Consider the following 24,560-nt stretch of genomic DNA (forward strand, 5'->3'; position numbering starts at 1 on the left):
TTCTTTATTGTATGAAAACGCTTGATAAGATTTTTATTTTCAGGTCTTCACTCCATCTTGTTCAATTCTTACTGCCGCTTTCCAGCTAGGTAATGAACTTAATCCCTCGACATATTTTTGAATATTTGGGTAATTCTCACCTTGTGACATTTGATGAATTAAGGCATGAAGTCCAAATCCCATCATAAAGTCTGCTCCAGTTAAACGATCTTCCACCAAATATGATTTATTTTCTAAATAATCATTTAGATAACCAAAAACCTTATCAAATTCAACTTGAGTATAGTTTTCTAGAAATATCAACTGCGTACCTTGCTTAGTCTCTATCTCATTAAAAACTTTTAATAAAAATGGCAACATGGCAGAGCTTTCAGAGAAATGAATCCACTGTAGATAGTCTACATAGGTAGCATCATTGATGCCTGGTGCTAAGTGAGGTGCAAATTTCTGAATTAATAACTCTACTATGGCACCTGATTCCGCAATGACTTTACCCTGCCACTCAATCACAGGAGACTTACCTAAAGAATGAATATTTTTTAAAGACTCAGGCGCTAAATGGGTAGTTAAATCACGGTAATAGCGTTGCAGCTGATACGGTTGTTTGATTTCCTCAAGTAACCACAAAATTCGAAAAGAACGTGACTGATCTAAATGATGTAATGTAATCATGATAATTCCTGTTGAAAAGTTTTACGGTAATTTTCCCACACTTTTCAAATTTCAATAAGCGATTAAACACATTTATCATGGCGACTTTCTAAAAAAGCATCTGAGCTACTAACTTTTGATGATTGTTCCATACCTATGGCTAAACAGGGGGAATGATGCCGATAGTTGGAAAGCGACTTAGAAAACCTTTCCCCTTGATTTTGCTTCAACATATTGCTCAGAAAGATATCAGATCACTATTTATTGTTGGCGGTATTGTAGAGTGTTGTCAGTGCGATTTAACAGTGAAAAAAGTTATTGTTGAAATTTTTCTATACGAAAAGGCACAAGCAAAAAGCTAGAAATATCTATAAAATGATCAAAATTATTCACTCAATTTTAAACTTGGTTTTTTATATAAATGACTGATATAGAAATAGAAACACATCCGCTAACTCCTTTTCTACCTGCTCATGCAAAATTACTCATGTTAGGAAGTTTTCCACCGCCTCAAAGTAGATGGAAAATGGATTTCTATTATCCGAACTATCAAAATGATATGTGGCGAATATTTGGATTAATTTTCTTTAAAGACAAAGACTATTTTTTAGACTTGCCGAATAAAAACTTTAAAGAACAACACATTCGTGATTTTTTAACACAAATGGGTGTTGGAATATTTGATACGGCCTATCAAGTTAAACGGCTGCAAGGCAATGCTTCGGACAAGTTTTTGGAAATTGTCACACCAACTGATTTATCAAAATTGCTTGAAAAAATCCCAATGTGCCATACCATCATGACGACAGGAGACAAAGCAACCGATACTTTGATGCAGCATTTTCCTGAGCAGCCAATTAAACCGGTGATTGGCCAATCGGTTCGGGTTAACTTTGCGAGTCGTGAACTCAGACTATATCGCTTACCCTCATCGTCACGGGCATATCCTTTAGCCTTAGAAAAAAAAGCGGATGCTTATCGACAATTCTTTGAAACAATTGGTTTGGTTTAATCAATCTAAAATTGAACTACATCATCCATTCCACTGGAAAATAAGACACGACATGCATGCTAAACCTTTGGAATCTAGTGCTCTCAGGGTCGTGATGATGTTCAATGACTTGACCATTTTCCTTATGTTCAAACCAAACAATATTACCATCTGCATCAAGTTTAAGCTGATAGGCGACTTGAAGTAAATGCTGATCGAGCATAGCTGTGATTTGATCTTGTAAATGATCAGACTCCACCACTAGTCCCACTTCAGTATTTAGATGTGCAGAACGAGGGTCAAAATTAAATGAACCAATAAAAACTTTTCCATCCACATCAAAAAATTTAGCATGTAGGCTTGAGCGATTTTTACCTTTTACAGGAATCACACTACCCGTTGCGATTTCATACCAAGTCCGTTTTTTTCTTTCGATATTGGGTTTGAACTCGTAAAGTTGTACGCCATTTTGTAGAAGCGGTTTACGGTATTGACTATAAAATGAATGTACCACAGCGACATCATTGGCGACCAAACTATTGGTGAGCACCCTAACTTTGATACCGTTATTCGATAATTGGCTTAAGTATTCTGTTCCGTGTTGAGTTGGCACAAAATAGGCCGAAACCAATTCCATGTGCTGCTCGGGTTTCCCCATAATCTTTAAGACTTGTGCATAAAGCAGTTCTTGCTCTTTTGCTTGTCCCGATGCTTTATTCGGTCGATCCGCAACAAAGTGTGCTTTTGCCCATTGAATAGGGTAGTTTTGAAGACGGATTTTTAAATAATCCTGCGCAGCTTCAAGCTTCTTTTCAGTAAGCGTATTTTCTTCATCAAAAGCCTGATAACTTTGCCTAATACTTTCAAATTGCTGCGATGTGCCTTGACCAAGTAATTGTTCAGTAGAATAACTTAAAGGACTTTGCCAAAACTCATCGAAGACCTCAGCAGCGTGATCAACAGACGCACCATAAAATAAAATGTCCATGTCACTAAATTGGAATTGATCGCTGGCGTCAAAGTATTCACTACTAATATTTCGACCACCAGTGACTGCGATTGATGAATCGGCGATGGTGAGTTTATTGTGCATGCGATGGTTAATTTGATTTAACCTGAAAATATAGTCAATAAATCGCAGATGTCTAAACTTATACGGATTGAAAATACGAATGTCTAGATTTGGATGTTGCGAGAGTGCTTTAAGGGTTTTATCGAGTTTGACTCCATTTTGATCATCAATCAGTAATCGGATTTTTACCCCTCGGTCAGCAGCATTGAGTAATTCATAAAGCATCAAGTTGCCAATTGGATCATCATTCCAAATGTAATATTGCAAATCCAAATGATGTTTAGCGTTCCTGATTAAGTGAATACGAGATGCAATACTTAAAAATGCATCATCTAAAGCTAAAAATGCAGTTAAACCATTTTCAATATTAAGATCGGTTTGAGGATCATTTATCCATTTTGTTTTTGTTTGCAAGGGATTACTCCGATCATGGTTTTGATTGGGGGGCAATGAACAGCCACTTATTGCTAACATAATACCAAGTGCCATTATCTTGAAATGGTATGAATTATTTATCATTTTATTTATCAAGCGTGTGAGTCCAACAGTAATTTGTAGGTTATTGATTTTGTTATATATCTAAATACGTTTTCTTTCCAAGGTTTAAATGTAATTATAAATACAATCAATAACTTATATTTTCATTTATATACTTTTCCTATGTAAATACTCTGAATCAATACAGATATATAGTGTATAAATCAATAAATATTGAGCCACAGTACTATACTGGTGTATAGTATATTTTTAGATTTAATGTGATCGACATTATGCCTAAGCAATTAGAGGACAAAAAAAAGATCCTCACTCGTGTGAGACGCATCCAAGGTCAAGTCCAGAGTGTTGAGCGTGCTTTGGAAAATGACGCAGAATGTGCAGATATTTTGCAGCAAATCTGTGCAGTTCGTGGTGCTATAAATGGTTTGATGAATGAACTTCTCGAAATTCATTTAAAAGATACTTTGGTTGTCGGTGACTCTTCTGAGTTGCAACGCAGTCAAGAGCTCATCCAAGTCAGTAAAATTCTTAAATCTTATTTAAAGTAAAATTCAGGAGTGTCATTGTGATTAAATCTCGTGCAGCCGTTGCTTTTGCCGCTGGTGAACCATTACAAATCGTAGAACTTGATGTTGAGCCACCGAAAGCAGGTGAAGTCCTCATTAAAATTACACATACAGGTGTATGCCATACAGATGCCTTTACTTTATCAGGTGATGATCCCGAAGGTGTTTTTCCTGCCGTTTTGGGTCATGAAGGCGCAGGGGTTGTGGTTCAAATCGGTGAAGGTGTGACCAGTGTTGCGGTTGGCGATCATGTGATTCCGCTTTATACGGCAGAATGTAAGGAATGTTTATTCTGTAAATCGGGCAAAACCAATTTATGTGTAGCGGTTCGTGCAACTCAAGGTAAGGGTGTTATGCCTGATGGCACAACCCGTTTTTCTTATAATGGTCAGCCAATTTATCACTATATGGGTTGCTCAACCTTTAGTGAATACACGGTTGTTGCTGAAGTCTCTTTGGCGAAAATTAACCCTGAAGCCAATCATGAACAAGTCTGTTTATTAGGCTGTGGCGTAACAACAGGTATCGGTGCAGTACATAACACAGCGAAAGTACAAGAAGGTGATAGTGTTGCCGTCTTTGGCTTAGGTGGTATTGGTTTGGCAGTGGTACAAGGTGCACGCCAAGCCAAAGCTGGACGAATCATTGTTGTGGATACTAATCCTGATAAATTTGAACTGGCAAAACAGTTTGGTGCAACGGATTGTTTAAATCCAAAAGATTATGAACAACCGATACAACAAGTGATTGTAGAAATGACAGGTTGGGGCGTTGATCATTCTTTTGAGTGTATTGGCAATACCAATGTGATGCGTTCTGCTTTGGAATGTGCACATCGTGGTTGGGGGCAATCCGTGATTATTGGCGTGGCAGGTGCAGGTCAGGAAATTTCCACGCGTCCTTTCCAACTGGTCACAGGTCGTAAGTGGATGGGTACAGCGTTCGGTGGAGTGAAAGGTCGTTCGCAACTCCCGAAAATGGTAGAAGATGCAATGAAAGGTGAAATCCAACTGGAGCCTTTTGTAACGCATACCATGCCACTTGAGAATATTAATGAAGCCTTTGATTTGATGCATGAAGGTAAATCTATCCGCACTGTGATTCATTTCTAATTTTTAAGTTTAGATTTGATGGTGCGAAAAGTGCCATCAAATCATCTATGAGCATCTATTCATGACGAAAGCACGTTTAAAACTTCATGTTCGTATATTGTCTGAAAATGAAATTGCTTTTGGACCTGGAAAAGCTGAGTTACTTGAAGCGATTCAACGTACAGGCTCAATTTCTCAAGCCGCTAAATGCATGAATATGAGTTATCGGCGTGCGTGGCAATTGGTGGAAACAATGAACCAATGTTTTCGTTCCAATCTTGTTGAAACTCAGACTGGCGGAACACATGGTGGTGGTGCAGTGGTCACGGAATTAGGACAATTGGTATTAAATAAATTTAGAATAATGGAGCAGCAAGCGATTCAGGCAGTCGAATCAGAATTTGAAGAGCTATCTAATTATATGAAAGTGAAATGAAGAATAGGAAGATTGTCTAGTGAATTTTTAAAAGGCATCCCCCTTTATGATGGTGACACAAATCGTCACAAATAGACGAAACTGTCTGAACATATCATCGATTTTTCCTGTAAAATGCCTTTACGTTTAAAAAAACTCAATAAGAAGCAATGTTCAAGACTATTTTTTCTGCATTAGAACAACTCGGCTTAACTGCACAGAAACGTGCAATTCATATTCAATTTTCGAATCCTGCTTTAGCCAATCAGGTATTTTTGCAGCGTATTGAAGGTACGCATAGTCTGAATGGCGGAATTACTGCCGACCTTATATGCTTATCTACGAAAGCGACCATTCCATTAAAACAATTCATTGGTTGCCAAGTTGCTGTCGATACCGTTACGGATATAGGCACACTCTTTAGAACCACAGGTATTATTACTGAGGCCGTCCAAGGACAATCTGATGGCAGTTTGACCCTATATAAACTCAAACTGCAAGATGCCACCGCACTGTGGCATAAACGTCGTAATAGCCGCGTGTTTATGAATAAGACGGTTATAGAGGTATTGGAAGTTGTTTTTAAGGAATGGCAACAACAAAATCCCTTATTTGCATCCAGTCTTAGCTTGGATATCAGTGGGCTTACGCAAGACTACGATGTTCGTCCATTCACTATGCAACACAATCAAACCGATGCAGAATTTCTAACGAATTTATTGCGTAGTGAAGGTGTTAACTGGTTAATTGATGAAGCCCAACTCAACGTTGCCAACAGCAATAGTCCGATCCAAGCGCAAAAACTGCGCTTGATCGATGATAACAACCAATACCAAGCCCTTGATCGAAGAAATATCCGCTACCACCGCAGCAGTGCCATAGAACAATTTGACAGTATGACCAGTCTGATTGCTGAACGCTCTCTACAACCAACGGCCGTGCATATCCAACGCTGGCAAGCCGATGCCTTAGAACAAGAAGATGGTGCAGGCAGCGTCCAAAGCAAACATCGGCATAGCCAACAACATGATGTCGCATCACTTGGACTTGAAGATGCATGGTGCATCACGCCTGCATGGATGCAAGACCTCAATGGTGAAGATGGTGCAACTGCATCAGGCAACAACCAAATTGAAAAACTTAATCAAAACCTCAGCCACTACCACGATGCCCAAGCCAAACAGTTTATTGCCCATACTACAGTACGAGACACACAAGTCGGCTACTGGTTTAAACTGAACGAACACCCAGAAATAGATCAACACAGTGGATCAGACCAAGAATTTCTAATCATCAGAAAAGATTGGTTTAATCAGAACAACCTACCCAAAGATTTAAACGATCAAATCAGCCAATTATTTGAACAAAGCCAATGGCAATATTCAAACAATAGCGGAGAACGGCAAGCCAACCAACTGACGCTACAACGTCGTAACATCAAAACTGTACCCGAATACCAACCACTACAACACCGCCCAGCAACCAACCCACAACGCGCTAAAGTGGTTGGACCCGCAGGTGAAGAAATCCATGTCGATGAATGGGGCAGAATCAAAGTCCGCTTCCTGTTTACTCGAAATGACGACCACAGTCATGATGGTGGTGCAGGCAGCAACGACAACGATGCCGATTCAGCATGGGTGGATGTACTAACCCCATGGGCAGGCGAAGGCTACGGCGCACGCTTTCTGCCACGTATCGGTGAGATCGTGGTCATCGACTTCTTCGATGGCAACATCGACCGCCCTTATGTCACAGGACGACTGCACGAAGCACAGCGTAGCCCGACTAAATTCGACGACCAAGGACAACTCCCCGACACTAAGAAACTGGCAGGGATTAAGTCCAAAGAATACCAAGGCTCAGGTTATAACCAACTGCGCTTTGACGACACCACAGGACAGATCAGCGCTCAACTACAAAGCAGCCATGCATCAAGTCAACTCAATCTCGGAAAACTCAGCCATCCTAAAGCGCAAGCAGAAAGCGAAGACCGAGGTGAAGGCTTTGAACTACGCACTGACCAATGGGGAGCGATTCGAGCAGGCGAAGGCTTACTGATCACTACTCATCCGCAACGACAAGCCCAAGGCGAACATCTCGAAGCGCAAACAGCCAAACAATAACTAGAAGGCAACCAAAGCAACGCCAAAGCCTTGAGTGAAGTGGCAAAGAATCAACAAACCGATGAGCTGGAAGCTTTAGAACAACTCAAAGCGTTCGCCGAGACAATTCAAGACAAGATTGCTAAATTCAATGAAGCAATCCTATTACTTAGCTCACCGAATGGTATTGGACTGAGTACTCCAGAAGACATACACCTTTCAGCAGATGGACAACTGAACCAATTTGCAGGGGATAGTATTAACCTGAGCACACAAAAGAACCTAATCGCCCAAGTCAGTCAAAAGATCAGTTTATTTTCAGCGCAAAGCGGGATTAAACAAGTTGCAGCAAAAGGCAAGTTTGAGATACAGGCGCAAAGTGATGGTCTGGATATATTTGCTAAAGCAGGGATACAAATCATCTCGACAGAGGGTTCAATACATTTTATTGCGAAAAAGAAAATCGTCATGGTTGGCGATAGTTCGCAACTCGAAATTAATGGTGGTGGTATTTCCCCAACCACAGGTGGAAAGTTTGAATGTAAAGCTGGGCAGCATTTGTTTAATGGAGGTTCTAGTGTGAATCTGAGTGTTCCTCAGTTACCTGTTTATGGTGAAAAAAATCACCACAATTTACGGTATCTTTTGAAAGATAAAGAAGATATTCCATTTGCTCATCATAAATATATTGCTTTTATGCCAAATGGAGAAAAGCTAGAAGGTCTGACTGATGAAAATGGATATACTCAATTATTTAATACTGTACGCCCAGAAGATATATCTATCCACTTGTATAATAATGAAGAACTTGATATAGATTAGCCATGAAAAAATTCTATCCATATATTATTTTAAAAACCAATGTTTCAACTAAGTTGTTGAAATATAATATCTACATATATAATACAGTGCTCAATAAGGCTGAGACAGCTATTGTTTTTAAAGATAATGCATTTAAAAAAATAGGTGATCAGCTTTATCAAACCAAGCCAGTCGAAATCGATAGTTCAAAAATAGGATTAGAAAGACTTAGAGACTGCGTTATTATTCTTAATTTATATCGACTAACTTCATCAGGGAAAGAAAACCTAGTGATAAGTCGTTACATTATTCCAGATAAAATTGAATCTTACCCTTATCAAGATCATGCAAAGAACAAAAATATTCCCGTAACAACGTACGTTGAGTCAACGGCTGTAACTAAAATTGTCAAAGATGACATCTCTAAAAATGATTTTGAACTCGCTTTAAATCGAAATAGAATTTTTCAGTGTATTGATTCTGGCTGTAGACCAGGAGAATCTAAAGATCCTTTTTCTAAGGCTCAAATTGAGGCTGGACTACAATCGAGATTAAATGAACCTCTTCCAAATCAAGACTTCACATCATTATGTGGACCAGCAGCTTACTTTTTTTGTTTAATTAATTTAAGCCAATCCAAATATAAGTTAGCTGTGAAACAACTTTGGGAAACAGGGCAGACAAAGATTGGGGAACTAGAAATTAAACCTTCATTGAATGGAAGTAGGCGTGTAAAAAATTTTTACATGACTAGTGGTGATCCAAAAATTCCTCCCATTGACTGGATCATGCTTGCAAGTTTACGTGAATCTGAAAATATTAGTTTAACACTTAAAGATCCTTCTCAAGAAGTTGCGGGAATTACGCTCTGGACAGAACTAAAAAATTGGTTTAGCAAATCAGGGTTTAAGGGGTTAAAAACATATCCCTTTTATCTTAACGGTTACAATCCCAGTTTGATTAATGAAATTAATCAATATGCTGGTGAAGATTATTATGTAGTCACTTTAATATCGGCAAGTCTTCTTAGTAGTGGTAGTAGTTCCGGTACTCAAAGTTTTCCCGATCATTGGATTGTCTGGACAGATAAATTAAGAGATACAAAGGGACGACCTATTACAATTTCGTCAGATCCATATAAAACCGAAGTTAAGCTAAAAATGTTTACTTGGGGAGAAAACACCCAGAGACTCGGTTCAGGAATATCTCTGTATGATTTTGAAAAAAAATATTTTATGCCTTACTTATAAAAAAGGAAAGATTTTAATGAAAATTAAGCTGATCATTATTTTTTCGATATTCTTGATACTCACAGGTTGTGGTAAGAAATATACCATTACTCCCGATAGCTTGCCTTTAGCCCATGTCAATCAAGAATACAAACAAACTATAAAAATATCTGGGGGTAAAGTTATCGATCACTATGCTAAATTAGAAACAAATATTCCAAAAGAATTAGGAATAACTATTCAACCTGTAAATGATCTAGATGGTTATAATATTATTGAGGTCAAGGGGAATCCCAAGTACAAAGGTACATTTACAATTCATATTTGGGCTGGTTTTTATGCAGGCGGTAATGCAGAAATCAATAAAACATATACGCTTACAGTTCAGTAAACGCTTTTAAGAGATTAAATTTTTTGGGTCTGTAATAGATAGCATTGTGACAACCTACTTTTATGAAGATAACTAGACGTAAATTAAGTTGCAGGTCCTTGAGGATTTTTGGCATTTAAGCTAAAACTATCGAGCGTGACTTTGTGTAAAAGCATGGGCTGCATAGAGTCCCGTGATCAGTAATTTATCCTTGGGTGCGTAATGGGGTTTCCCATCATAAAAGAACCACCTTCGACAAAGTGCAGTTAAGGCAATACTAGAAAGTAATTTGGACATACTAGATAAAAATTTCATTCTCAGCATTATCTCTAGAATTGTGCAACAACAGTGATTTCAGCACCAATAATAAGCATATTTATCAGACCTAAAAATAACACAACCATAAATACATGATTTATATTAAAAAATAATTGTGGCATGGTTTCTGCTTTTATTAATTCAAACTTGTATACAAGATAGGATTCATAAAGTGCACGAAATTAAAACTTTAGGCTGGACAATTTTTGAATGGCAAACGGCTTACTTAAAAAAAGAGATTCAGCTCGATACTTTAAAAGATTTAGTTGCAGCAATTGACCCTCAAGACAATGCATGGATTTCAATTGCGACGGTAGATCAAATCGAACAGCAAATCCAAGCATTGAATCACTCGACTCAAGATGCTGAGAATCTGCATAAACAATTTCCACTTTACGGCGTACCATTTGCAGTTAAAGACAATATTGATGTTGCAGGATTTGCAACAACAGCTGCATGTAAGGCACTAACCGAGATAGCAGAACAAGATGCAGAAACAGTACGTTTGTTAAAACAAGCTGGTGCGATTGTGATTGGTAAAACCAACCTTGATCAATTTGCTACAGGTTTAGTAGGTACACGCTCACCATTTGGCGCAGTACCAAATACATTTAAAGCTGAATATGTCAGTGGTGGGTCAAGCTCAGGTTCAGCAAGTGCTGTAGCTCGTGGGTTCGTGCCATTTGCATTGGGTACAGATACGGCGGGTTCAGGTCGTGTGCCAGCGGCATTTAATAATATTGTCGGTTTAAAGCCTACCAAAGGGCGTTTTTCAAACCGTGGCTTAATACCTGCGTGTAAAAGTCTCGATTGTATTTCGATATTTGCTTTAACGGTTGCCGATGCAGATCTAGTCGCTCATCAAATCGAAGCCTACGATGCTCTGGATAGCTATTCACGTAAGCACCCTAAAAATGTGCCTGCACGTTTTTCTAGCAAATTAAAATTTGCAATTCCAAACCAACTGAATTTCTTTGGTGATCAGCAAGCTGAAAAAGCATTTCAACAAACCGTACAATTGCTGGAAAGTTTAAATGCTGAAATCACCAAGATTGATTTTTCAGATTTTGAAAAACTGGCAGCGCAACTTTATCAAGGGTCTTGGGTCGCAGAGCGTACTACGGCAGTCGAGGATTTACTCAAAACCAATGCAAAAGATTTTGATCCAACAGTACTTGAAATTATTAAAAACGGCGAAAAATATTCTGCTGTCGATGCCTACAATGCCGAATATTTAAAACAAGACTTAGCACGAAAAATTCAAGCAAAACTCGCTGAGTTTGATGCTTTAATCGTTCCAACAGCACCGACCATTTACACCATTGAGCAAGTACAACAGCATCCAATTGACTATAACGCTCACTTTGGCACATATACCAACTTTACCAATTTAGCCGATCTCAGCGCACTGGCATTACCAGCAGGTTTTAGAGCGGATCATTTACCGTTTGGCATCACGCTAATCGCACCTGCTTGGCACGATGCGGCATTGGTTCATTTCGGTAAGGCATGGCAAAACTACTTGTCACTTAAGTTAGGTGCTTTAGATAAGACTCAGCCTGTAGGTTCTGCAAGTCCTGTTTCTCCTCATCATATCCGTGTAGCTGTGGTCGGTGCGCATCTCACCGGGATGCCATTAAATTTTCAATTGACCACACGTGATGCAGTGCATATCGAAACCACAAAAACCTCTAAAAATTATGCGCTCTATGCTTTAAACGGCACAGTTCCGCCAAAACCAGGCTTAGCTCGTCAACAAGTTGGTCAAAGCATCATTGTTGAACTTTGGGATGTTCCAACCGCTCGATTTGGCGAGTTTGTAGCAGAGATCTCAACACCTTTGGGCATGGGCAATGTCGAATTGGAAGATGGTCGTTGGGTCAAAGGCTTTATCTGTGAGCCTTATGGCATAGATGATGCAGAGAATATTAGTCATTTTGGTGGATGGAGAGCCTATATCCAGCATCGTAACAGTCAAGTAGCAAACACAGCGAATTAATTGGGGGAGTCATCATGTTTAAAACTGTACTTATTGCAAACCGTGGTGAAATTGCTGTTCGAGCGATTCGCACACTGAAAAAATTAGGCGTGACTAGTGTTGCTGTTTATTCAGATAGCGATCGTTATACACAACATGTTGAAGATGCTGATATTGCAATTGCATTGGATGGCTTAAAACCAGCCGATACTTATTTAAGTATTGAGAAATTAATTCAAGCTGCTAAACAAACGGGTGCTGAGGCGATTTTTCCGGGTTATGGTTTCCTCTCAGAAAGTGCTGATTTTTCGCGTGCCTGCGAAGAAAATAATATTGCCTTTATGGGACCAACTGCCGAACAAATTTTAGAGTTTGGTTTAAAACATCGTGCCCGTGAATTGGCCGCAGAGGCGAATGTGCCAATGACACCGGGGACAGGATTACTGGATAGTTTAGAAGAAGCATTGACTGCTGCTGATCGTATTGGTTATCCAATTATGCTGAAAAGTACTGCTGGCGGTGGTGGTATTGGCTTGACCCGTTGCGACACCCCGCAAGCATTGACCGATGCCTATGAAAGTGTCAAACGTTTAGGCGAACAGTTCTTTAAAGATGCTGGCGTATTTATTGAGTGTTTTATTGATAAAGCACGTCATGTCGAAGTGCAAATCTTTGGTGATGGCAAAGGGCAAGTGGTTGCTTTTGGTGAGCGCGATTGTTCTTTGCAACGTCGAAACCAAAAAGTGGTTGAGGAAACGCCTGCGGCAAACCTACCAGAAGCAACACGCAAAAAATTGCATCAGGCTGCGGTGGAATTAGGTAAATCCGTTAATTATCGTAGTGCAGGAACAGTGGAGTTTATTTACGATGCCAATCGAGATGAGTTTTATTTTCTTGAAGTAAATACGCGTTTACAGGTTGAACATCCAGTCACTGAAATGGTGACTGGTTTAGATCTAATTGAATGCATGCTCAAAGTGGCTGCTGGTGATGAACTTGATTGGGCATACCTTAGCAATATTCAGCCTAAAGGTGCTGCGATTGAAGTACGAGTTTATGCCGAAGACCCTGTAAAAAATTTCCAACCTAGTCCGGGTGTTTTGACAGAAGTGAGTTTTCCAGAAGGAAGTCGTGTCGATACTTGGGTTAAAACAGGTACAGAAATTTCGCAATATTTTGATCCAATGATTGCCAAGATCATTGTTCATGCTGAAGATCGTGCTGCTGCGATTGAGAAACTACAAACTGTCTTAGCTGAAACTCGTTTAAATGGGATCAGCACCAATTTAGATTATGCGCGTGCCATTATTTCTGATGAACGTTTTGAATCCATGCAGATTTGGACACGTATGTTGGATGACTTCAACTATACGCCAAACGTGATTGAAGTGGTTCAAGCAGGAACTTTGAGTTCAATTCAAGATTATCCGGGACGTATAGGCTATTGGGATATTGGTGTGCCACCATCAGGTCCAATGGATGATTATGCCTTTCAGCTTGCCAATCGTATTGTGGGAAATGATGTTAAAGCCGCAGGTTTTGAGTTTACCTTAGTCGGGCCGACTTTAAAGTTTCATGCAGATACAACCATTGCTTTGGCGGGAGCAAGCTGTACTGCGTTGTTAGATGATCAGGAAATTGATTTTTGGAAGCCTGTAGAAGTTAAAGCAGGGCAAATTCTAAAAATCGGTCAAGTTGAAACAGGTTGTCGTACTTATTTAGCGGTACGAAATGGGTTGGATGTGCCAGTCTATCTGGGCAGTCGTTCTACTTTTGCACTTGGTAATTTTGGGGGGCATGCAGGTCGTACCTTACGTGTCGGTGACATGATTAAAATGGTTGATCCAGCATTTGCCAGTATAGAACTTCCAATTGCAACTGACGTGCCCCAAGCATTATCGGCTGATCTGATTCCTGAATATGGCAATGAATGGGAAATCGCAGTTTTATATGGCCCACATGGCGCACCTGACTTCTTCAAGCCTGAATATGTGGAGGAGTTTTTTGCATCTGAATGGACAGTACACTTCAACTCTAACCGTTTAGGTGTACGTTTATCAGGTCCGACGCCAAGCTGGGCGCGAGAAAATGGTGGTGAGGCAGGTTTACATCCATCCAATGTGCATGACTGTGAGTATGCCATTGGCGCAATCAACTTTACTGGTGATTTTCCTGTTATTTTGGCAAAAGATGGTCCAAGCTTAGGTGGTTTCGTTTGCCCTGTGACCATTGCCAAAGCAGAACTTTGGAAAGTTGGACAGTTAAAAGCGGATGATAAAATTCGTTTCTACCCAATCACGGTAGAACAAGCCAATGAATTAGAACGCAAGCAAATTGAAAATATCCAAAACTTTGCCGATGCGACCAAAGTCGTGGAGACGATTGAGCCAACTCAAGATGTGCTAACAACAATTTTGGCACAACGCGAACCAACCGATTTATCACCAAAAACAGTTTATCGCCAAGCAGGTGATAGCTATATTCTCTTAGAATACGGCGAAAACGTTTTAGATTTGGCTTTACGTTTACGTGTGCATCAATTGATTCAAATGATTCGTGCAGCAAATATCGATGGCATATTAGAACTCTCACCGGGTGTACGTTCACTGCAAATTAAATATGACGGCTTAGTAATTCCACAATCAGAGCTGATTACTCAATTACTTAAACTTGAAGAAGAAATGGGCGATTTGAGTCAGTTAAAAATTCCATCTCGAATCGTACATTTGCCAATGGCATTTGAAGACAGTGCCACTTTAGGGGCTGTTGAGCGTTATCAAGAAAGTGTTTGTGCCAAAGCGCCTTGGCTACCAAGCAATGTTGATTTTATTCAACGCATCAATGGTTTAGCTCATCGTAATGAAGTCAAAGATATTATTTTCGATGCGAATTACTTAATTCTTGGTTTGGGTGATGTTTATCTGACTGCACCATGTGCCGTACCAATCGATCCACGTCATCGCTTACTCAGTTCTAAATACAATCCTGCACGTACCTTTACCGCAGAGGGAACAGTGGGGATTGGCGGTATGTACATGTGTATCTATGGTATGGATTCACCGGGAGGCTATCAGCTTATTGGTCGTACTTTACCGATTTGGAACAAGTTTAAGAAAAATAAACAATTTGGTAATAAGCAATGGTTCTTACAGTTCTTCGATCAAATTAAATATTTTGAAGTATCTGAGGATGAACTAAATTTATGGCGTGCAGATTTTGAAAATGGTCGTGCGGAAATTCAGATTGAAGAAACTGAATTTGATTATGCAGACTATGTAAAATTCTTAGAGAATGAAGCGGAAAGTATTGCTGAGTTTAAAGCCAAACAGCAACAAGCATTTACCACTGAAGTGAGTCGTTGGAAAGAAGAGTTTGCCGCTCAGCCAGAAGAACAGATTGAACTTTGCAACAGTGCAGACTATAGCCATCTTTCATCCCTCAACGCCTCGATGACTGGCAATATCTGGAAAATCTTTGTTGAAAGCGGTCAGGAGGTTAAAAAAGGTGAGACTATTGCTATTATTGAGGCAATGAAAATGGAACTTCCTGTTTATGCAGAAGAAGATGGCATCGTGAAAGCCATTATTTGCAGAGCAGGGCAAACGGTACATAGTGGCGAGCCACTGGTCTATATGGAATAAGGCAAGGCTGCATGAAAGAAACCAAAATAAAAACAACAAAGAGCTCAGACAACTTGTCTGAGCTAGTTTACCAACGCATCAAGAATGATATCTTTGATTTCAAATTGATGCCGGGTGAACGCTTCACTGAATCCGAAGTTGCAAAAGCTTATGATGTGAGTCGTACCCCAATCCGACAAGCCTTGTATCGTTTGCAACAAGAGGGTTATGTCGATGTGAGTTTTCGTAGCGGTTGGCAAATCCGACCGCTCAATTTTCGTTATTATGAAGAACTTTATGATGTGCGAATCGTGTTAGAAAAAGATTCGATTCGTAAACTTTGTCAGATGGATCATCAAAACTCGGTTGAGTTATCCGTTTTAAAAGATTTATGGATGATAGAATCGCATCAATATTTAAAAGACATCAAACAACTCTCACAACAAGATGAAGATTTTCATTGTGCTTTAGTTCGTGCATCGGGTAATAATGAAATGGCAAGGATTCATCGTGATCTGAGTGAGCGCATCCGTATTATCCGTCGTTTGGATTTTTCCAAAGATTATCGTGTAGAAGCAACTTATCAAGAACATCAAAAAATACTCAGTTTTATCTTCGATCGTAAGGTAGATGAAGCAATCCACGCGATCGAAGCGCATATTATGCAAAGTCGTGATGAAGTGAAAAAAATTACTTTGCAAATGTTAGATTCGAGTCAATTCTACTGAGTGAAAAATTAGTTCAATAATACTATAATTGTTAAAGATATAATCTAATTAATCCGAGTGGGGAACACAATCGAAAATTGGCAATAAGCTTCAATTGTTATTGTACTTGGAATGAGCATCGCTCCATTGCTTACTGCATTCAAGAGGAAAGTCTCTGTATTAAGCATAGGTTTTTAAATTTGTTGAGTTAGGTCGTTTTGCAGACCATCAAAAACTCAAATTATAGGCAGTAATATATTGTTAAGTAATAAGTTTTTTTAATAGGATTCGGTGGTTTTTATGCAGTAGCAATAACCCTTATGGCACTTTTTTTCTCAAAAAAAGTTTTCCGTTTTTTAAATAAATTTAACAATGAAGATAATGGGGAATATACTATAAAAATAATAGCTTTATTTTTTCCACATTTATATGGATATTTGTTATAGCTATATTTTGGAGTATTTCTTGGAAGTTTCCTATTGATGATATTCTATGGAATTATTTTTCAAGTTCGCATTTAATTGTAATGTGGTTGACATTAATTTTTTATTTTAAAAAAAATAGTGGACGGATTTGAATTTTTCAACAATACAAGTGTAATGGCATAATCCAAGTTTATATTTCTAATGTATTTTATTATGATTAAAGCAACTCAGTAACTTTTATTCCTCTTAATGGGTATAGGAAGGGATAACGATTTAAAAAGGTTTTTTTAGAATTTGCTCTTATACATCTATGAGTGATCTATCCAAGCTGGACGTAATAAAAAACTCTTTTTTCTATGCCTAATCCTGCATAAAACTAACATCTTTCATTACTTTTCTATTTAATAATAAAGATCAAACTTCCAATCATCAGATGAAACATGATGAATGATCAAACACTCACGGCACTATTTCTAAAAATCGTTCATAAAGAAGGCTTTTTTACTACGGCAATAGATGGCATTACGTTGATGCGAGTCGATCATGACACACCGCCGATTGCTGTATTGCAAGAACCGACTTTAGTTTTTGTTTTACAAGGTCAAAAACGTGGCTATATCGGAACAGAAACCTATTCATTTCAACAAGGAGAATGCCTGATTGTTTCGGTATCGATGCCATTTGATTGCGACACAATTGCAAGTCCTGAATTCCCCATGATTGCGATTGGTATGAAATTAGAGGCTGATACTGTCAATGAATTATTGGCAAAGACCTATTTTGAGAATTATCAGTTTAAGCCGTTAACGACGGGAATGAGCGTCATTCAGTATGATCAGAACATCTCAAGTGTATTATTTAGGCTACTCAATACGCTTACATCTGAGCAAGATATTTTGATTTTAGGTGATCAAATAAAACGAGAACTCTTATATCGAGTGATTCAACACTCAGGTGCAGATGCTTTAAAAGGGCTAGTGGCTCAAGGAAATTTAAGACCAATTTATAAAATTTGTGAATATATTCAACATCATTTTACAGAAAAATTAACAGTGGAAATGCTTGCTGAGCAAGCCAATATGAGTACTTCCGCTTTCCATAAAGCCTTCAAACAAGTCACCCAACATCCGCCTTTGCAATACCTCAAAGTCGTTCGATTGCATAAGGCCAAACAATTGTTGCAAAACGAAAACCAAAGCGTTGCGCAAGCAGCTTATGCTGTTGGTTACCAAAGCTCTTCACAATTTAGTCGAGAATTTAAAAAACAGTTTGGTTTTTCTCCTAATCAGACTGAGTTAAATAAGGAATAAACAAATCATGAATCAAAATAGTGTAGAACAAATGAAATATATCGAAATTACTCAAGCGGGCGGTCCAGAAGTTTTAAAAGTTGTGCAAGGCGATCGTCCAGAGATTAAAGAAGATGAAGTGCTCATTGAAGTCTATGCTACAGGCATTAATCGACCTGATATTTTGCAACGTCAAGGGCTTTATCCGATGCCGAAAGGCGTGACACAGATTCCGGGTTTAGAAGTTGCTGGCATCATTTCACAAATAGGTTCAAAGGTACAAAAATTTAAAATCGGCGATAAAGTTTGCGCACTCACCAATGGTGGTGGTTATGCTGAATACTGTGCTGTGCCAGAGAATCAAACTTTAGCTATTCCTAAAAATCTCAGTTTGATAGAAGCGGCTGCTATTCCTGAAACTTACTTTACTGTATGGGCAAATTTATTTCAGATCGGGCAGTTAAAGAATCATGAAACGGTCTTAATTCATGGTGGCGCAAGTGGTATTGGTTCAACCGCGATCAGCCTATGTCATGCGATGGGAATTCAAAGTTTTTCAACAGTTGGCAGTGACGATAAGGTTGAAAAACTAGCTTCGATGTCTCAAGTTATCAACTATAAGACTCAGGATTTCGAAAAAGAAATTTTAGAACGGACCAATGCTCAAGGTGTCGATGTGATCTTGGATATTATTGGCGCATCTTACTTTAATCAAAATTTACGCTTACTCAAACGAGATGGTCGACTGGTCATCATTGGCTTTATGGGAGGCAGAAAAGTAGATGGCTTTGATATACAAGAATTGATGTTAAAACGTGCGACTGTTACAGGTTCAACCATGCGAGGGAGAACCAACGCAGAAAAAGCAGAAATTACCGAAGACCTTGAGCAATACGTATGGCCATTGATTGAAGCAGATCAATGTAAACCGATTATTTATAAAACTTTTGCTTTTGAAGATGTTGCAGCAGCACACCAATGTCTTGAAAGTAGTCAACATATTGGCAAAGTTGTACTCGAAGTTAAAACTGAGTTTGCCTAATTATATTCATTACATGCCTGTTTATGCAGATCAGTTGAGCATGACCCAAATCTTGAGCAGTATGTATAAACAAAACAATCCTATGAGGACACTCAAAATGACAACTAATACTGATGATCGTAACCCAACGCCTGATGTTGCTGAAGATAATGCTTTTTTCCCATCGCCATATTCATTGAGTCAGTACACAGCAGCTAAAACGGATTATGATGGAACAACCTATCCAAATCCGTATCAAGGCGATAAAAAGATTCTTATGATCGCAACGGATGAACGTTATATCTTGATGCAAAATGAGAAATTCTTTTCTACAGGCAATCACCCTGTTGAAATGTTATTACCGATGTTTCATTTAGACAGTGCAGGTTTTGCATTTGATGTTGCAACGCTGTCAGGCAATCCAGTCAAACTTGAAATGTGGGCGATGCCCAAAGAAGAGCAAGTTGTTTTGGATACCTATAAGAAGTATGAGAAACAACTTAAAGCACCCCTGAAATTAGCCGATATTTTGGATAAAGCACTTAGTAAAGACTCTCCTTATGTTGGTGTCTTCATTCCTGGTGGGCATGGCGCAATGGTAAAAATACCGCATAGTAAAGACGTTAAAGCCGTGTTGAAGTGGGCTGTTGAAAACGATAAATATGTGATCACACTTTGTCATGGCCCAGCATCATTACTTGCAGCGGCAGTCGATGAAGATCCAAACGATTATCTCTTTAAAGGCTATCAAGCCTGTGTGTTTCCAGATGCTTTAGATACAGGTGCAAATATAGATATTGGCTATATGCCGGGTCAACTACCGTGGTTGGTTGGTGAAAGTTTAGAGAAACTCGGTGTGGAAATCCTAAATAAAGGAATCACAGGTCAAGTTCATCAAGACAGAAAATTATTAACAGGTGATAGTCCTTTGGCTTCAAACAATTTAGGTAAGCTTGCAGTAAATGCCTTATTAGCAGATACAAATATTGTTTAAAAAGAAATATATCATCAAAGAAATACAACCTCCTTCAAGTTGAGTATTTATCTAACTTCAAGAAGGCAATAAAAAACAGCGTATCTAGTGATACGCTGTTTTTTATTGAAGAATAAATCTATTAGGGTGTTGTGACCGCATCTTTAGGACCAAAGCGAGTAACCCAGATCCCAAAAATAGTCGCAAAGATATACATAAAAATAGAATAGACCGCAGCAGGCATTGCAATGGTGGTGCTCGCCATCACGGTAAGCGCAATCGTCATCGCTAGCGTACTGTTATGGATACCAATCTCAAAAGCACAAGCACGCGCTTGAAATGAGCTAATGCCGAGCAGACGAGGAACAAAATAACCAACGCATAAACTAATCGCACAGAATAGAGCAGTGGCTAAACCAATTTGGCCAATGTACTCTACTAAATTTGCACGTTCTGTGATGATTGCACCTAAAATAATAATCACGAGGAAAATGACGGCAAAAATACGTACAGGACGATTCAATTTTTCAGCAAAATGCGGCGCATAGTGACGAACAAGCATCCCAATACCAACAGGCACTAGAATAATTAAAAATACCTGCATTATTTTAGAAAACTGTAGTCCAACTTGTTGACCCTCATTCATAAAATGTAGGATGGAGAAATTGACGATAAAAGGTAAAAAAACAGCGGCGAGTACAGCATTGATCGCAGTTAGGCTAATATTTAACGCAATATCACCTTTATATAAATAACTAAATAAATTTGCGGTCGTTCCACCGGGTGAGGCCGCAAGGAGCATCAAGCCAACAGCCAATAATGGTGGTAAAGCTAAGATTTTACAGATTAAAAAGGCTATGCCGACCAATAAGACCAATTGACAGAACAGTGCAATCAGTACAACTTTGGGATGTTTACTTACTCTGGCGAAATCTTTGACCGTTAACTCTAAACCCAAACCTGCCATGACGATTGCAAGGGCGATAGGTAAAAAAAGTGTGATCAATCCTGAATCCATAATCATTTTTTCCTTTTAATAGATATTATTTGTATGAAAAGATGTTGTTTGGTCGTACCCAGTACGAAATCGAATCCTTCGATTTGTATCGCTCTTGGGAAAGCTGGTACGACACAAGCAACAAATTTAAAAAACCAATACTTTATGCACCATGAATTTAGTTATTTTTACTAAATAATTTCACTTATTAATATGTGCATTTCTCCATTGGAATGTGTCTACTCTACGACAATTTCATAAAATTTTAATATGTCACTTTTAGACTGAGCATTCATTTTCTATGTTTGGTTACATATTTACGACGATTGAGGGTGATGACCGTTCTGTCTTGATCTTGAAGCAAAATGTTCAATCTAGACTGATTTTAGACAGGTTTATAGTGTTCACTTATCTAGTAAAAGTTCAATATAAATAATTACATATTTCTATTTAGTTAGGCGGATTACGATCAAAGCACAAATGGTAATGATTATTGTTTCACTGATTTTTTTTGAAAAGTAATTGGCATAAGTGCACAACTGTATCTTAATTGTGGTCAATGACACTAAATTACATCGAGCATGATAATTTGCGCCAATTTGATATTTGTAACTATTTATTTGGTCTGAATAAGTGAAAGTTATAGAAATCTATAAATCGAAATAGAAGAATTTATATTACAACATGTGGAATAAAATATGGATACCATAGCTCGTGTAGAGGTGGGAACAGATACGAAGGTCCAAAAAAAGCAAAAAGTTACTTGGATCGTTTTTTCACTACTTTCGCTATTTTTATTGATTGGGGTAATGTACTACTTCTTTGTTTTTCGATTTTATCAATCTACCGATAATGCTTATATCCAAGCCGATGTGACATGGGTCATGCCGAAAATTTCGGGTGAGGTTGTTGAATTAGTCATAAATGACAATCAGTTTGTTAAACAAGGTGAAACCCTAGCCATATTAGATCAGCGTGATTATCAGGCGCGTTATGACCAAGCCCAATCTTTGGTGACATTAAAAGAAGCTGCGCTTATTGTTCAACAACAAAATGAAAGATCGGCAAAATCAACCATTAATGAAGCGAATAGCGGGGTGCTTGCGGTACAAGCAGATGTATCTCGGTTGAAAAAAGATTACGCCCGTTACCAAGACTTATTGAAAGATGGCGTAATTACGCGTCAAAACTTTGATAGCATTCAATCCCAATATCTTTCTGCTCAAGCGCAATTAAACAAAGCATTGGCAACCGTCAATTCAGCAGAAGCGCAGCTCGGAAGCCTACAAGCAGGTCGAGCACAACTTTTGGCAGATATTCAAAATGCAAAAGCAAGCTTGGATCTTTTTCAAATTGATTTAGCATCTGCAAAAGTGACTAGCCCTGTCTCAGGTAAGGTGGGGAGTTTAGCGATACAAAAAGGTTCTCGTGTTGGCCCGCAAACACGATTAATGGCGATTATTCCAGAAAATAGTTTATATGTTCAAGCCAACTTCAAAGAAACACAAATAGAAAAAATGCATATTGGTCAAGAAGTTAAATTAAAAATAGATGCGTATCCAAGTTTAACCTATACCGGAAAAATCGAAAGTTTTTCACCTGCATCAGGTGCAACGTTCTCACTGATGCCACCAGATAATGCAACAGGCAATTTTAATAAGGTCGTTCAGCGGATACCTGTGCGTATTGCGATAGACAGCAACGCTCATATCGATCTGATCAAACCCGGTATGTCGGTCAAAGCAACCGTAAATTTAAGAACTTAATCATCGCGATTTTAGGTGCTAAACATGGATAAGCGTTTAGATGAGGACTGGAAGTTCCCGACCAAAGTCGCGTGGGTGATTTTTATTGCCATGATTTTTGGCAATTTTATGGCGATTTTGGATATTCAAATCGTTGCAAGTTCTCTAAATGAAGTTCAAGCGGGTATGAGTGCCAGTCGCTATGAGGTGACATGGGTTCAAACCGTGTACTTGATTGCTGAAATCATCGCTATTCCGATGTCCAGTATTATTGCGCGAGTGTTATCGACACGGATCTATTACACCATTTGTGCGGTTGGATTTACGATTAGTTCTTTACTGTGCGCGATGGCTTGGAATCTAGAAAGTTTATTGGTATTTCGTGCAATTCAAGGCTTTATGGGCGGCGGTATGATTCCGACTTCCATGACCGCTTTATTTCTACTATTCCCTGAAGCGAAACGTACTTTGCCACTGGTACTCTTTGGCATGATCAGTACTTTAGGACCAGCTATTGGGCCGACTGTGGGTGGGTGGCTCACCAATAGTTTCTCATGGCACTGGATGTTCCTGATCAATATTATTCCAGGCATCATTATCGCAACCATTATTTTCTCTGGGCCTGATATTGATCGTGCTGATCATTCTTTGCTGAAAACAATGGACTGGATCGGTCTCATTGCGATGGCAATGTTCTTGGGTGGATTGGAATACTTTTTAGATGAAGGCGCTCGACATGATTGGTTAGTGGATAGTGGAGTGCGCATGGCATTTATTATCTGCATTCTCGGCGGTATTACGTTCTTTTATCGGAGTCTTACCCAAGAAAAACCCTTATTGGATTTGAGTGTTTTTAAGAATAAAAATTTTACCTTAAGTGCAATCATCACCTTTGTCATTGGAATGGCACTGTATGGTTTAGGTTATATGATTCCTGTTTTTCTTGGGCAAGTTCGAGAAATGAACAGCAGTCAAATCGGCCACATTATGATGGTAACAGGCGTAGTCATGTTCTGTTTCGCACCATTCCTTGCATGGTTGATTCCAAATTTTGACACTAGAAAAACGGTCTTTGTGGGCATGATCTTGGCTGGGTTTGGTGTTTGGCTAAATTCTCATTTAAGTATCCATAGCGATTATGACTTTATGTTTTGGCCGCAAATCTATCGTGGTATTGGCTTAATGATTTGTTTGATTGTGGTTTCGCATTTAGCCATGAGTACCTTGCCGATGAGTAAAGTTGCTGATGCCAGCGGTATTTATAATCTAATGCGCAATATTGGCGGTGCAGTGGGACTTGCTTTGATCAACTCTTCATTAGATTGGCTTACGGCGATCCATGTCACTGAGCTAAATCAATATATGACGCCTCAGAATTGGATTTTTGTAGAACGACTTGAACAACTTACCGCGCAATATCAAGAAGTGGGTTCTAATGCGCAGCAAATCGCGCTGAGTATTATTTATCGAGATATTCATTATCAAGCACTGACATCAAGTTTTAATGATTTACTGCGTATGCTGTCGATCATTATGTTCATTGCTGCTTTCCTTACATTTTTTATGGATAGGGGGAAGAAAATGAATATGTAAAAAACATATTAGAGGGTGAGTTTTTTTAATTAAAAAACTGGAAAGGTGTATCTCTGTATATGCCCTTTAAATAAAAATAATAGTTATATAAGTATCGAGATGTCT

Annotated in this window: 17 protein-coding genes and 1 pseudogene; 15 read left to right on the forward strand and 3 right to left on the reverse strand. The window is 38.8% G+C overall.

Going from position 1 to position 24,560, the window contains the following annotated elements; genetic code table 11:
• Nucleotides 1-39: 39 nt before the first annotated feature.
• Nucleotides 40-672, reverse strand: coding sequence for a glutathione S-transferase family protein (locus F903_RS10340; protein WP_005196844.1), 633 nt, complete (start codon nucleotides 670-672; stop codon nucleotides 40-42).
• A gap of 400 nt (nucleotides 673-1,072) precedes the next feature.
• Between F903_RS10340 and F903_RS10350 the strand changes: the two genes are divergently transcribed.
• On the forward strand, nucleotides 1,073-1,663 hold the full coding sequence (locus F903_RS10350) for a uracil-DNA glycosylase family protein (protein WP_005196847.1): 591 nt from the start codon (nucleotides 1,073-1,075) through the stop codon (nucleotides 1,661-1,663).
• A gap of 16 nt (nucleotides 1,664-1,679) precedes the next feature.
• Here F903_RS10350 and F903_RS10355 read toward each other — a convergent pair whose 3' ends face one another.
• The gene (locus F903_RS10355; protein WP_034595151.1) at nucleotides 1,680-3,188 is read right to left on the reverse strand and encodes a phospholipase D family protein; all 1,509 of its coding nucleotides are present in this window, start codon (nucleotides 3,186-3,188) and stop codon (nucleotides 1,680-1,682) included.
• A 296-nt stretch (nucleotides 3,189-3,484) separates the two neighbouring features.
• On the opposite strand from F903_RS10355, the gene F903_RS10360 reads away from it, so the two are divergent.
• The 12 genes and pseudogenes from F903_RS10360 (at nucleotide 3,485) to hchA (ending at nucleotide 20,141) form a co-directional block, all read left to right on the forward strand.
• Nucleotides 3,485-3,760 (forward strand): metal/formaldehyde-sensitive transcriptional repressor, encoded by a 276-nt coding sequence (locus F903_RS10360; RefSeq protein ID WP_005196849.1) that lies wholly within the window; start codon nucleotides 3,485-3,487, stop codon nucleotides 3,758-3,760.
• A gap of 20 nt (nucleotides 3,761-3,780) precedes the next feature.
• On the forward strand, nucleotides 3,781-4,890 hold the full coding sequence (locus tag F903_RS10365) for an S-(hydroxymethyl)glutathione dehydrogenase/class III alcohol dehydrogenase (protein WP_034595152.1): 1,110 nt from the start codon (nucleotides 3,781-3,783) through the stop codon (nucleotides 4,888-4,890).
• A 61-nt stretch (nucleotides 4,891-4,951) separates the two neighbouring features.
• Nucleotides 4,952-5,305, forward strand: coding sequence for a winged helix-turn-helix domain-containing protein (locus F903_RS10370; RefSeq protein WP_005196851.1), 354 nt, complete (start codon nucleotides 4,952-4,954; stop codon nucleotides 5,303-5,305).
• Between the two features lie 149 nt (nucleotides 5,306-5,454).
• Nucleotides 5,455-8,211, forward strand: a pseudogene (locus tag F903_RS10375) (type VI secretion system Vgr family protein).
• 2 nt (nucleotides 8,212-8,213) lie between these two features.
• Nucleotides 8,214-9,440, forward strand: a complete 1,227-nt coding sequence (locus F903_RS10380) for a hypothetical protein (protein WP_005196863.1) — start codon at nucleotides 8,214-8,216, stop codon at nucleotides 9,438-9,440.
• Nucleotides 9,441-9,456: 16 nt separating this feature from the next.
• Nucleotides 9,457-9,810: a hypothetical protein gene (locus F903_RS10385; RefSeq protein WP_005196865.1), complete on the forward strand. Its 354-nt coding sequence runs from the start codon at nucleotides 9,457-9,459 to the stop codon at nucleotides 9,808-9,810.
• Nucleotides 9,811-10,279: 469 nt separating this feature from the next.
• Entirely contained in the window at nucleotides 10,280-12,106 is a 1,827-nt protein-coding gene (gene atzF, locus F903_RS10390; RefSeq protein WP_005196867.1) for an allophanate hydrolase, read from the forward strand.
• 14 nt (nucleotides 12,107-12,120) lie between these two features.
• A complete protein-coding gene (gene uca / locus F903_RS10395; protein ID WP_005196869.1) occupies nucleotides 12,121-15,726 on the forward strand; it encodes an urea carboxylase in 3,606 nt (1,201 codons plus the stop codon).
• Nucleotides 15,727-15,737: 11 nt separating this feature from the next.
• Nucleotides 15,738-16,433, forward strand: a complete 696-nt coding sequence (locus F903_RS10400; RefSeq protein WP_005196870.1) for a GntR family transcriptional regulator — start codon at nucleotides 15,738-15,740, stop codon at nucleotides 16,431-16,433.
• A gap of 844 nt (nucleotides 16,434-17,277) precedes the next feature.
• Nucleotides 17,278-18,147, forward strand: coding sequence for an AraC family transcriptional regulator (locus F903_RS10405; RefSeq protein WP_005196871.1), 870 nt, complete (start codon nucleotides 17,278-17,280; stop codon nucleotides 18,145-18,147).
• A gap of 7 nt (nucleotides 18,148-18,154) precedes the next feature.
• Nucleotides 18,155-19,168: an NAD(P)H-quinone oxidoreductase gene (locus F903_RS10410; protein ID WP_005196872.1), complete on the forward strand. Its 1,014-nt coding sequence runs from the start codon at nucleotides 18,155-18,157 to the stop codon at nucleotides 19,166-19,168.
• Between the two features lie 97 nt (nucleotides 19,169-19,265).
• On the forward strand, nucleotides 19,266-20,141 hold the full coding sequence (hchA, locus tag F903_RS10415) for a glyoxalase III HchA (RefSeq protein ID WP_005196873.1): 876 nt from the start codon (nucleotides 19,266-19,268) through the stop codon (nucleotides 20,139-20,141).
• A 121-nt stretch (nucleotides 20,142-20,262) separates the two neighbouring features.
• Here hchA and F903_RS10420 read toward each other — a convergent pair whose 3' ends face one another.
• A complete protein-coding gene (locus F903_RS10420; protein WP_004671216.1) occupies nucleotides 20,263-21,138 on the reverse strand; it encodes a bile acid:sodium symporter family protein in 876 nt (291 codons plus the stop codon).
• Nucleotides 21,139-21,815: 677 nt separating this feature from the next.
• Between F903_RS10420 and F903_RS10425 the strand changes: the two genes are divergently transcribed.
• The gene (locus F903_RS10425) at nucleotides 21,816-22,883 is read left to right on the forward strand and encodes an HlyD family secretion protein (RefSeq protein ID WP_005196874.1); all 1,068 of its coding nucleotides are present in this window, start codon (nucleotides 21,816-21,818) and stop codon (nucleotides 22,881-22,883) included.
• Between the two features lie 24 nt (nucleotides 22,884-22,907).
• Complete coding sequence (locus tag F903_RS10430) at nucleotides 22,908-24,455, forward strand: DHA2 family efflux MFS transporter permease subunit (protein ID WP_005196875.1); 1,548 nt, start codon at nucleotides 22,908-22,910, stop codon at nucleotides 24,453-24,455.
• The last annotated feature ends 105 nt before the right edge of the window (nucleotides 24,456-24,560 follow it).

Source organism: Acinetobacter sp. NIPH 298 (assembly GCF_000369505.1).
GTDB lineage: Bacteria > Pseudomonadota > Gammaproteobacteria > Pseudomonadales > Moraxellaceae > Acinetobacter.

Excerpts from the sequence above, each read along its gene's own strand:
- F903_RS10340 (WP_005196844.1), bottom strand. The coding sequence starts at position 672 with ATGATTACATTACATCATTTAGATCAGTCACGTTCTTTTCGAATTTTG.
- F903_RS10350 (WP_005196847.1), top strand. The coding sequence starts at position 1,073 with ATGACTGATATAGAAATAGAAACACATCCGCTAACTCCTTTTCTACCT.
- F903_RS10355 (WP_034595151.1), bottom strand. The coding sequence starts at position 3,188 with ATGTTAGCAATAAGTGGCTGTTCATTGCCCCCCAATCAAAACCATGAT.
- F903_RS10360 (WP_005196849.1), top strand. The coding sequence starts at position 3,485 with ATGCCTAAGCAATTAGAGGACAAAAAAAAGATCCTCACTCGTGTGAGA.
- F903_RS10370 (WP_005196851.1), top strand. The coding sequence starts at position 4,952 with ATGACGAAAGCACGTTTAAAACTTCATGTTCGTATATTGTCTGAAAAT.
- F903_RS10380 (WP_005196863.1), top strand. The coding sequence starts at position 8,214 with ATGAAAAAATTCTATCCATATATTATTTTAAAAACCAATGTTTCAACT.
- F903_RS10385 (WP_005196865.1), top strand. The coding sequence starts at position 9,457 with ATGAAAATTAAGCTGATCATTATTTTTTCGATATTCTTGATACTCACA.
- uca (WP_005196869.1), top strand. The coding sequence starts at position 12,121 with ATGTTTAAAACTGTACTTATTGCAAACCGTGGTGAAATTGCTGTTCGA.
- F903_RS10400 (WP_005196870.1), top strand. The coding sequence starts at position 15,738 with ATGAAAGAAACCAAAATAAAAACAACAAAGAGCTCAGACAACTTGTCT.
- F903_RS10405 (WP_005196871.1), top strand. The coding sequence starts at position 17,278 with ATGATGAATGATCAAACACTCACGGCACTATTTCTAAAAATCGTTCAT.
- F903_RS10410 (WP_005196872.1), top strand. The coding sequence starts at position 18,155 with ATGAATCAAAATAGTGTAGAACAAATGAAATATATCGAAATTACTCAA.
- hchA (WP_005196873.1), top strand. The coding sequence starts at position 19,266 with ATGACAACTAATACTGATGATCGTAACCCAACGCCTGATGTTGCTGAA.
- F903_RS10420 (WP_004671216.1), bottom strand. The coding sequence starts at position 21,138 with ATGGATTCAGGATTGATCACACTTTTTTTACCTATCGCCCTTGCAATC.
- F903_RS10425 (WP_005196874.1), top strand. The coding sequence starts at position 21,816 with ATGGATACCATAGCTCGTGTAGAGGTGGGAACAGATACGAAGGTCCAA.
- F903_RS10430 (WP_005196875.1), top strand. The coding sequence starts at position 22,908 with ATGGATAAGCGTTTAGATGAGGACTGGAAGTTCCCGACCAAAGTCGCG.